The sequence below is a fragment of the Aneurinibacillus aneurinilyticus ATCC 12856 genome (assembly GCF_000466385.1).
GTDB classification, from domain to species: Bacteria; Bacillota; Bacilli; order Aneurinibacillales; family Aneurinibacillaceae; genus Aneurinibacillus; species Aneurinibacillus aneurinilyticus.
Genome location: NZ_KE952763.1, coordinates 1 through 10,765 on the forward strand (window position 1 = coordinate 1; position 10,765 = coordinate 10,765).

At 36.5% G+C, this 10,765-nt stretch carries 12 protein-coding genes; 11 read left to right on the forward strand and 1 reads right to left on the reverse strand.

Going from position 1 to position 10,765, the window contains the following annotated elements:
• Window positions 1–263 precede the first annotated feature (263 nt).
• The gene (locus tag HMPREF0083_RS09875; protein ID WP_021621146.1) at window positions 264–1,355 is read right to left on the reverse strand and encodes a serine hydrolase domain-containing protein; all 1,092 of its coding nucleotides are present in this window, start codon (window positions 1,353–1,355) and stop codon (window positions 264–266) included.
• Between the two features lie 276 nt (window positions 1,356–1,631).
• Between HMPREF0083_RS09875 and HMPREF0083_RS09880 the strand changes: the two genes are divergently transcribed.
• The 11 genes from HMPREF0083_RS09880 (at window position 1,632) to HMPREF0083_RS09930 (ending at window position 10,470) form a co-directional block, all read left to right on the forward strand.
• Window positions 1,632–2,078, forward strand: a complete 447-nt coding sequence (locus HMPREF0083_RS09880) for a MarR family winged helix-turn-helix transcriptional regulator (protein ID WP_021621147.1) — start codon at window positions 1,632–1,634, stop codon at window positions 2,076–2,078.
• A 51-nt stretch (window positions 2,079–2,129) separates the two neighbouring features.
• Window positions 2,130–3,359 carry a serine hydrolase domain-containing protein gene (locus HMPREF0083_RS09885; protein WP_021621148.1) on the forward strand — a complete coding sequence of 410 codons (1,230 nt, stop codon included), beginning with the start codon at window positions 2,130–2,132 and terminating at the stop codon, window positions 3,357–3,359.
• A 238-nt stretch (window positions 3,360–3,597) separates the two neighbouring features.
• Window positions 3,598–4,083, forward strand: coding sequence for a DinB family protein (locus HMPREF0083_RS09890; RefSeq protein WP_021621149.1), 486 nt, complete (start codon window positions 3,598–3,600; stop codon window positions 4,081–4,083).
• Between the two features lie 98 nt (window positions 4,084–4,181).
• Complete coding sequence (locus HMPREF0083_RS09895) at window positions 4,182–4,895, forward strand: response regulator transcription factor (RefSeq protein ID WP_040302293.1); 714 nt, start codon at window positions 4,182–4,184, stop codon at window positions 4,893–4,895.
• On the forward strand, window positions 4,885–5,904 hold the full coding sequence (locus HMPREF0083_RS09900) for a sensor histidine kinase (protein WP_021621151.1): 1,020 nt from the start codon (window positions 4,885–4,887) through the stop codon (window positions 5,902–5,904). Before HMPREF0083_RS09895 ends, HMPREF0083_RS09900 begins: the two co-directional genes overlap by 11 nt.
• Window positions 5,905–6,002: 98 nt before the next feature.
• Window positions 6,003–6,923 (forward strand): ABC transporter ATP-binding protein, encoded by a 921-nt coding sequence (locus HMPREF0083_RS09905; protein WP_040302294.1) that lies wholly within the window; start codon window positions 6,003–6,005, stop codon window positions 6,921–6,923.
• A complete protein-coding gene (locus HMPREF0083_RS09910; protein ID WP_021621153.1) occupies window positions 6,916–7,650 on the forward strand; it encodes an ABC transporter permease in 735 nt (244 codons plus the stop codon). The genes HMPREF0083_RS09905 and HMPREF0083_RS09910 overlap by 8 nt, the downstream gene beginning before the upstream one ends.
• A 112-nt stretch (window positions 7,651–7,762) precedes the next feature.
• On the forward strand, window positions 7,763–8,362 hold the full coding sequence (locus HMPREF0083_RS09915; RefSeq protein WP_021621154.1) for an undecaprenyl-diphosphatase: 600 nt from the start codon (window positions 7,763–7,765) through the stop codon (window positions 8,360–8,362).
• Window positions 8,363–8,497: 135 nt separating this feature from the next.
• Complete coding sequence (locus HMPREF0083_RS09920) at window positions 8,498–9,079, forward strand: type 1 glutamine amidotransferase family protein (RefSeq protein ID WP_021621155.1); 582 nt, start codon at window positions 8,498–8,500, stop codon at window positions 9,077–9,079.
• 203 nt (window positions 9,080–9,282) lie between these two features.
• Window positions 9,283–9,906 carry a TetR/AcrR family transcriptional regulator gene (locus HMPREF0083_RS09925; RefSeq protein ID WP_040302295.1) on the forward strand — a complete coding sequence of 208 codons (624 nt, stop codon included), beginning with the start codon at window positions 9,283–9,285 and terminating at the stop codon, window positions 9,904–9,906.
• Window positions 9,907–9,933: 27 nt separating this feature from the next.
• Entirely contained in the window at window positions 9,934–10,470 is a 537-nt protein-coding gene (locus tag HMPREF0083_RS09930) for a GNAT family N-acetyltransferase (RefSeq protein WP_040302296.1), read from the forward strand.
• Window positions 10,471–10,765 lie beyond the last annotated feature (295 nt).

Below are 10,765 nucleotides of genomic sequence, written 5' to 3' on the forward strand. Positions count from 1 at the left end.
TGCTTGAGCCAAAGACGACTTTGAATACAGGAAATCAAGTAAACGAAAAAACCGTAACAGATTTAGAGTCTATATAGAAATTTATATTATTTCTACATGTAATGTAGATTTGAAATAAAGTAACAATGTTTATAAAAAAGATGAACCGAAATACCTTATGTTAATCAAGAAGGAATTTCGGTTTTTCTTATTGTGCCAGCAGGGCAGTTTAGCGAAAGAAGATGCCAGCATTTTTTTGAAGAATAAGAAAGAAAAAGGCTTTATTATTTCTGCATATTTGCTAATTTACGCAGAACGTTAAAAAAAATAAAGTTCATGCTTTTTGACCGATAAGTCGTTTGATTGAAACCCCCGATAATATATGTATCCATATTTGGAAAGTAAAGCATGGAGGTTCCGCTAGAACCAAGGTGCCCCCAGCCAAGATACTTTTGAGTGAAAGGAAGAAAGCGCATCCTCATCAAGCCATAACCGTAATCCATCCCTATCCACATTCTATTCCATTGTTTCATAATGTCCAGTGTCTCTTTTTGAATAATTTGATTATTAGCCAAAGCCTTCATAAAGAGTAGCTGATCCTCTAATGTACACACAGTTTGACCGCCAGAATAAAAGCTACTAAAGCTAATATGATTATCTACGTTTATTTTTAACTCTTTAAGATATAGATGAGCAACCGGATGTTGGCTTTTAATGATAGGTTCGGAAAACTGGGATAAATAAGAGTGATTCATATGCAGGGGGTTGAATATATAGTCATGGAGCACTTCATGGAAGGACTTTGATGTAATAGTTTCAATAATGAGTCCTAAGAGATTGTACCCTGTGTCAGTATAGTGAACTCCTGTCCCAGGAGGGAAGTGGGGGGTTAAATGCTCTTTGGACCAGTGGATAGTTTCTTGTGGTGTCCAAAAACGTGAGGGATTCTCAAGTATCTCTTCCAGGAACCTTTTACCATGCTTAGGTTTATCCTCGAAATAATCTGGCAGTCCAGAGGTATTGCTTAATAAATGCTTGATCTGAATGTCGTTTGTATAATCTGTTCCTTTATATATGTGAAGATCTTTAAGAATATCTGCAGGTAAGTAATTTACGATAGGGTCATCGAATTTGACGAGTCCTTTATCTACTAATATTGCTAAGATTACAGAAGTAAAAGTCTTACCCACACTAGCAGTATGATAGGGCTGGTTAGGATTTGCTAAAATTCCATCAGTTTTTCCCTCAGCCATAGTCCAGTGGACATCCAGCTTATCGGAATGTATTAGCAAATAAACATTATGAAGATATTGATCAGAAGCAACTTTTCTCTTTAGTTTCTCTTCAATCTCTCTTTTCACATTTTCAATTTTCATCAGTTTCCCCCTTGTACTCAGTAATTTTATATCACCTATTTTCTGTTATTTTACCATAGTATTAACAGGTAATTTGTAAAACATATACTTATATAGAAATCACTTGACGCATTAACAAAAGTTCAGGTGGTTAGAGGAGGAAATTCGGAAAAAAGAAGAGATTGGAGACGCCCTGCGCTCTGGCAGAAGAAAGGCCGATGTGTCTTTTTTCAACTACAGAAGATTGACTTTTTTTAGATCATCCTCTAATATGTTAGTTGACTAACATATTAGAGGATGATCTGTTTGGAATTATACCAACAAGTAAAACAAATTAATGAAGCCGATTATACTATCAATCGTTTGATTTACAAACATTATAAAAAATATCTAGCTAGCTCTATCACCACACAACAGGCTGTATTATTAGATATTGTCTATTATGCTAATAAAATAACTGTAGGTGAAATTGCTGTAGAAATGAATATTAGCTCTAGTGCGGTAAGCCAGCTTATTGCCAAGATGGAAAAAAATCAATTTATCTGTCGAACTATTAATCCTGATAATCGTCGTGAAATATTTATTACATTAGATACTAAAGGTTGGGAGTATTTTGACAAGCAAGAGCATGTTGAACGTGCCGTGGCTGATCGTTTGTTTTCTAAATTGACTCTTTCAGAGCTTAATGAATTGGAACGAATCATGAAGAAATTAAAGGAAATCGCCATAAAAGAGTTCATTTAATCTCTTCATGTCTAATATGTTAGATAACTAATATAATAAGGAGTCTAAAGTATGTTTGATACTATTTATTCTACACTTAAAAAAATACAATTTAATGGTGCAATTTATTTAGAGACAAGTAATAACGACAGCATAAGCCTAACATTAGGTTATAAAGATCTGGATAATTCCACCTCCATCACAGAAAATACACTATTCGACATTGCTTCTTTAAGTAAAATGTATACTGCCGTGATGATACTGCAATTAATAGAAAAAAGGGATATTAACCTTGAAGATACACTGACAAAATGGTTTAACACGACCACCTTTAAAAATGTAACCATTGAAAATTTACTAACGCACACATCTGGCATCCCGGAATATATGGGTAATTCTTCGATTGAAGACATTGAAGAAATCTTACATGTTAAAGAACCGTACTTTCCTGCAGGCTACGGATGGCTTTATACGAATACAAACTATGTATTACTGGCTAAAATTATCGAGCATATAAGCAAACTTTCTTATGAGGATTGCTTGCACGAGATGATTGTAGCTCCTCTTCATCTTCAACATACAACATCGAAACCAAAAGCCGAACAAATTGCTGTTGGAAAGATTTTCGATTATGTTAATAGAAAATATATTGCTGTAGCAGAGGATCCTTTCTTTAAAGATGTTGATAAACAATGCAATTTTTATGGTGATGGTGGCATCTATTCTACAGCGAAGGATATTGCTCAATTTTTAAAGGGATTTATTCAAGGTAAACTAGTATCCCCTGAATTAGTGAAACGTGCTCTAACGCCTTCTCCTTTAAATAACAATTATGGTTATGGATTCATAATTCAGGATGACTCTTTTGGTCACTCCGGTGGGTGGACAGGGTACTCTTCGCATTGCTTATGTTCTTTGACAAACGAAAAAATGACTATTCTTTTAACAAATGAAGAGATAAATCCTATGTATGAACAACAAATATTGTCATTTTTAAACCATCCTCAGGACAGTGAAGAACCTATCGCACCAAAACACCCTAATGTCATGTTAATAAACACTACAGATAGCATAGAAGGTATTTATCAGCTTGACGATGAATATCAAACACGTTTTACTATCGAACGGGGCATCGATCATTTTATTGTTTCTTTTGATGATCAACATGCCACCCATTTGTTTAAAGTTGCACCTAACCTTTATTGGATTCGGAATACAATGAGTTTTATCAATATCCAAGATATGATCTTTATTGACGAAGGTATAGAAATACCACTTAGCAAACAACAGCCAATTTCTTAGGGAAATGTGGTAAGAAGATGAAAAAGTAACTGCACAACGAGCAGAGCTATCTAGCTGGTCCAAAAAGGCGCATAAAGATTCTACGAAGCAGGAACGCTACTTGTCGCATCACACGACCGTTATTTTATCGAGAAAGTGACGAAAACATCCCTTGGATTTAATGTTCCAACGTTATGTGCTAGAATAAAGGGGACGACCAAGACAAGGCTCTTAGATCTTTTATATAGGGAGGGTATGTATGATTCATGATGTGGAGGAATTCGTCGCGTTTTTAGATGGATTACGGAAGCGTACCATGCAGTATGTTAAAGTTGTACCGAATTCTATCTTAGACTGGCAACCAGCTGAAAATAAATTTTCAACAGGTGATTTACTTCGACATCTTGGTTCCTCTCAAGTTATGTTCTTACATGTATTTGAGCATGGGAAGTGGAGCTATCCGGGTCATGAAAGGAGTAAAGGGGAACATATAGAGGAAATTGTTCAGTACCTAGAAACATGCCATATGAAGTTAAAGGAAGGCTTGTTAGCGTTAGGAAATGAGCTGTTGACTACAAAAGTTCCAACTCTACATGGCTATGAAGTAAGCTCTTGGAGGATCATGACGGCATTGATGGAGCATGAGATACATCATCGTGGTCAATTAGCAACATACCTTCAGATGAATGGAATAGAGCCGCCTCAGATTTTTGGTCTGAGAATTGAACAAGTTGAAAAAGTTTAGGAACATTATTTATATGGTTGTAAAAAGCCGAGCAAATCTAGGGTTTTTCCTGATGTTTGCTCGATTTTTTTGTCCATATATAAAAAGCAGGTGAAATGATGAAAGAGATTCGAGTGCTGATAGCTGATGATGAAAAAGAAATTAGGGATTTATTGGAAAAATATCTAGAAAGAGAATTGTATAAGGTAGATGTGGCGGTAAATGGAGAGGAAGCTCTTACTCTGTTTGATCAAAACAAATATAACCTAATCATATTAGATCTAATGATGCCCAAGATTGATGGCATAGAGGTATGTAGAAGACTTAGAAATAAAACCAATGTTCCTATATTAATGCTCACTGCTAAGGATCATGAGATTGATAAAATTTTAGGTTTAAGCATAGGAGCAGATGATTATATTACGAAGCCTTTTAGCATCAATGAAGTGGTCGCTAGAGTCAAGGCCCTTATGAGGAGATTTTTGATATTAGGTAGCGATGGTAATTCTTATGAAAAAACACTTATAAAGTTTAAAGGCATCACGATTGATCTAAAAAAGTACACGGTCATTATAGCCGGAGAAGAGGTATCCTTAACAGCAAAAGAATTTGAACTGCTGAAGTTTTTCGCTTCCCATCCTGAACAGGTATTTACCAAGACGCAGCTATTTCGTAATGTTTGGGGGAGTGAATACGTAGAAGATGATAATACAGTTATGGTACATATCAGAAAGCTTAGGAAGAAAATAGAGGATGACCCTTCCGATCCGAAGCTTATTCAGACTGTGTGGGGAATCGGGTATAAGTTTGTAGGTGAGAAAGATGAATCGTGACAAGAGTACCTTTCTCATTATTCTTCAATTATTGATTATAACAAGCCTTATAATTATGGATTTGATTAATCAGCCCCAAGGAAACTATCGAGGGGCTTTATTTACTATGCTTTTTGTTATAACAGGAATCTTATTATTCATGAGGTTCCAATTCATAACGAAGTTAAAAGGCATAGTTGTAGAATTAAAACGGGCAATTCACGGGAATTTTAATACCAGATTATTGGCTAATGATGATCATATACTTGCTGAAGCTATTTTCTCTATCAATGAGTTGATCGAACAATTAGATAAATTCCAGGTTCAAACGATAAAATCCGAGGCTGTAAGAAAGAGCCTTCTGTCTAATATTTCCCACGATATTCGAACCCCCCTCACATCTATTATTGGATATGTAGATGCCCTAAAGGATGATATAGCTGCTTCAGAAGAAGAAAAACAGGAATATCTTGCGATCATATCAAAGAAAGCCAACAGCTTAAAGCAATTAATTGATGAAATATTTCATATGGCAAAGCTAGATGCAGATGAGGTCCCCTTAAAGGAAGAATCCCTTGATTTTGCAGAAATCGCCAGGGAATCGTTGATTGAATTTTTACCTGTGCTGAAAAAATATGATATCGAGTTAGAAGTCAGGATTCCAGAGGAAAATTGCTTAATCATGGCGGATCGTCTAAGTCTTCTGCGGATTATACGTAATATAATCAACAATGCTGTACAGTATGGACAAGAGGGAAAAATATTAGGCATAGAGCTTACAGAAACCGCCCGTGAATATCAATTGCTTGTCTGGGATAGGGGACCTGGGATTTCAAAAGTTAATCTTAGTCGTGTGTTTGAAAGAATGTATCGAAGTGATCAATCGAGGAATCCTTTGAATGGAGGGAGTGGCTTAGGTCTTGCCATTGCTAAAGCTCTGGTAGAAAAAAACCGCGGAAGGATATGGGTAGAGAGCATTCCGTGGGAAAAAACTACTTTTGGCTTTTCTATTCCAAAACATAACGAGTAGAACTGATTTTAAGAAATAGTTAAGAAATAGATAAGAAGCAGTTAAAACCGCCTTCTTATAATGTAACCATGAGCTTACTGAAAGAGGGTGTCTCAAAAATGAGTGTAATCATAAAAACCACAAATCTAACAAAGATGTATGGAAATCAGAAATCAGTAGATCATCTTAATATGACTGTGAATCAAGGAGAAATTTACGGTTTTCTAGGTCGGAATGGTGCAGGTAAAACGACTACGATTCGAATGTTATTAGGCCTGATTAAACCTACCCAGGGACAAATTGAGATATTCGGAGAGAATTTGTTCAAGCACCAAAAAGAAATTTTAAGGAGAATTGGATCAATTGTCGAGCATTCAGGGTTTTATGAAAATCTGACAGCCAGAGAAAACTTATTAATCAACGCAAAGCTCATGGGTGTTTATAAGAAAAATGCGATTGAAGAAGCACTCGAGATCGCTGGACTGCAACACGAAACCAAAAAACTGGTTGGCCAATATTCCATGGGCATGAAGCAAAGATTGGGTATAGCAAGAGCGATTCTTCATCATCCGGAGCTGTTAATATTGGATGAGCCTACCAATGGTTTAGATCCGATCGGGATTAAGGAAATGCGAAGGCTCATTAAATCTCTGGCTGAGGAAAGAAGCATAACGATTCTGATTTCCAGCCATATTTTATCCGAAGTAGAGCAGTTAGCGGATCGTATCGGGATTATTCATGCGGGAAAGCTGCTTGAAGAAATCACCTTTGAGGAGCTTAGAAAAAGAAATCGTAAATACCTTGAGTTTCAAGTGTCTAATGATAATAAAGCGGCGATGCTGCTTGAGAAGCAATTCGATATCGTTGATTATGAAGTTCTGGATGAAGGAAAAATCCGTGTATATTCGCACATTGGAGAGCAGGGCAAGCTGAACAAAGCGTTTGTAGAACATGACATTGAAGTAGTAAAGATTACGATGAGCGAAGACAGGCTGGAAGATTACTTTATCAAATTAATAGGAGGTGGGACGATTGGTTAATTTGTTATATACAGAACTTCTTAAGCTTAAACGAGCCAAGATGTTTATGGTCAGCCTTATCGGAGCGGCAGCTGCCCCGGTGATGGTTTTTATCGGATATTTAGATGCAAAAGCCAAAAAGCCTGAAATACCTGTTCTTTTTAGTGAGGCGTTTTCCGAAACCAATTTGTATGTGCTTTTACTGATCGGAACCCTTCTATATGGAGTCATTACGGCGTATTTGTTTCATCGTGAAGTTGCGGAAGATACCCTGAAAAATTTATTAACCATCCCGGTGTCAAGAACCAGTCTTATCGTAAGCAAACTGGTACTGCTGTTTATTTGGATACTGGTATTAACGTTAGTGGCCTGGGGATTGATATTCCTTTTGGGATTGATAGGGCAATATGAAGGCTTGAATGCTGCCGTATTATTACAATCACTGAAACAATTTTTACTTGGAGGTAGCCTACTTTTTCTTTTGTCCACGCCAACTATATTTGTCACCTTTTTGTTTAAGAATTATGTTCCAACCATTATTTTTACGGCTGTTATTACGATGGGAAACGTGGCGCTTGCCAATCGAGCGTATAAGGCTTTATTTCCTTGGTCAGCTGTACACGTTATAGCAGACAATGGTTTCGTTCCTGAATATCCTCCTGAATATTCGTATATCGCTATTTTGATTACATCGATTGCTGGATTCGTTGCAACGCTTATCTACTTTAAAAAGATTGATATTCATTAAAGCAAAGCTTGTTGTTTCCTGTTTAGAGCATACGACAATAACCCCGATTTCCTGTAGGGTAGGGAAGTCGGGGTTTCATTTTATGGTTTTCTGAAATAGGAGGAATTTAAGAATGACTTTTTCCCAGTTCAATATTGATGCCTTTCGATTGATTAACGATTTAGGTAAACAGTATCCTTATCTGAATCCAGCTATAGTTTTTTTAGCGGATTATATGCTGTATTTTTTATGTTTAAGTATTGTTGTGTATTGGTTTACTCGAACCAACCAAAGCAGAATGATGGTCATTCAGGCGGTGCTCGCCTTCATTTTTGCCGAAATTCTCGGGAGAATAGCCGGTCAATTTCACTCTCATTATCAACCGTTTGCGGTACTGCCACACGTCAATAAACTTATCGAACATGATATAGATAATTCATTTCCGAGTGACCATACGATTCTGTTTTTTTCAGTTTGCATTTCATTCTGGCTTGTGCGCAAAAAGGAGAAGTGGCTATGGTTTGCGCTTCCGTTCTGTGTAGCCGTCTCCCGTATATGGGTAGGTGTTCACTATCCTATTGACGTTGTTACGGGGGCTTTTTTAGGGGTGATTTCAGCCTTATTTGTGTACTGGTTAGTACCAAAACTCTCTTCTATAAAGCAACTACTTGCCCTTTATGAAAAGCTGGAACAACAGGTTCTACCTTCAAAAGACAAGTCGAAAAACCTTTGAATATGTAACATGTTTCTACATTTAACGTAGTAAAACTGAAAAAGAAAAGCGGCAGTAAGTATTCCGTGACAGCCATTGTCAGGGAAGTCATTATATGCTGTTTTTAAAAGAACTTAAGCGAAGGGCGGGATATGTTTGAAGGAAGTGTTGATTTTTATAACTGATGGCTTTGCCGATTGGGAAGCCAGTTATGTTAGTGTAGAGTTAAACAAACAGGAAACTCAATATAAAGTTAAAACAATTGCGATTAATGAAGAACCTAAAATTTCGATGGGTGGATTAACTGTGCTCCCGGACTATAGTTTAAAAACGTATTCTTTTGAAACAACATTTGCAATGTTAATTATTCCGGGTGGTACTGGATGGAGAAAAGAAGAAAATCAGTGTGCAAAAATTCTTGTTGACTTTTGTTTTAGAAATGGTATACCTGTCGCGGCAATTTGTGATGCAACTACTTTCTTAGGGAACAACGGTTTTCTAGAAAATAATAAGCATACAGGTAATTCCTTACCTTATTTGAAAGAGGGAGCGCCTAATTACCGTGGAGATGAAAAGTACATAGATGCCCAATCTGTTAGTGATGGGAATCTAATAACGGCTAATGGCACAGCTACGCTGGAATTCTCAAAAGATATTTTGGAAAAATTAGAGGTGTTAGAAAGTGATAAGTTAAACGACTGGTATCTTTTATTTAAGAAAGGTTATTTTCAAGCATAGATAAGGATGGTACTAGTCAAGCAATGAAAAGTAGAATGTTCTAAAAGGTCAAAGAAGCTTGAAAACGACATTGGTGTCGTTTATAATTGCAATATGATTAAAAACGACACTAGTGTATATTTTGTAAGCTAAATAAATCCGCATGATTTTTCGTAGCTATAAGTTCTTTCAGGATGTGGTTACAAGGAGGAAGGGAGGATCGTATGTCTCCAAAAGTAAGTGAGGAGTATAAAAGAGAAAAGAAGAATGAATTACTGCAAGCGGCAAGAAGAGTGTTTATTAGAAATGGGTATACACACACAACGATGCAAGACATTATGGATGAAGCCGGAGTATCAAGAGGGGCGTTATATTCTTATTTTGATAATATTGAGCATGTTTTTATGGAGGTACTTCAATTTGATGATCAGCAAGATATCCTTCTTTTCGAACCGGATGATCCAGCTTCATTGTGGACACATATAACCAACTGGATTAAGCAGCAGCAAAAAAATATTGAGATGATCAGTCAATCTCTTTTGCTCTCCAAAGCGGAGTTTTTTTTATCATCTAATTACGTACGAAATAAAGAAAACTTTCCTTATATAACAGAACGATATCAAAGAATAGCGGAGGAAATAAAATCGATTATTCAGAAGGGAGTAGAGCAAGGGGAGTTTCAGCCTCGCTTACCTCCTGAATCTATTGCTCTTTATCTTATCTCGTTCCTGGATGGTTTGATGTTAAATACGTTTCAGCTAGGCTCAGAGAGAACAAACGTGAATGAGCAGCTTACGGTCTTGCTTTTTTCATTGAGGGAAATGCTTTGTCCGATTGAGGAAGAATAACTATACAATACTAAAGGGGTGCTTTGAATGCTGTTCGAATCTTCAAGAATGCTGTTTAGAAAAATGACCGCAGATGATGCAGAGCTTTATCATACATGGAGAAATGATTTGGAAGTCATGCAATCAACAAGTCCTTTTCTGGACATGTATCATTTTGAAGCGACAGCAGAATTTGTTAATCAAGTTATTTTAGGCTCTCATACATCTAAAAGCTATATGATGCTTGAGAGGAAGACGGAAACGCCGATAGGAGTTACTTCATTAATAAACATCGACTATAAAAATCGTAATGCTGAATGCATTATCGATATTGGAAATAAAAATTATTGGGGAAAGGGATATGGAACAGAGGCATTAAAGTTGTTGCTTGATTATGCATTTCTTGAAATGAACCTGCACAGGGTCTCCTTAAGGGTATTTTCCTTTAATCAAAGGGCTATTAAGCTATATGAAAAAGTGGGATTTCAACATGAGGGAAAATCTCGACAAAGCCTGTTTAGAGAAGGAGCATGGCATGACGTCATTCATATGGGAATTCTTCAGAATGAATACATAAAGAGATGATAGTACAGGCAGAAGAACATGATAAAAACTGGGAAGGTGTTATTTTATGTGCCTAATTTCGAGTTTACTTCAAGAAGTATGATGCAGTAGTTTTTGCTAAATTGGTAATATTAGTATTATATTCCTATTATTAGAATGCTGTTGGTCAATATGAATTTGTAGGGTTGAAAAATAACAGGTTAAAAGTCGTTCGTCAGAATATTAGTGGAAAATATTCTGATGAGCGACTTTTTTTAACCTTCTGGTCTCAAAAAAGTTGTCTTACATCACGCCTGTTGATTATCCATAAGGTGGA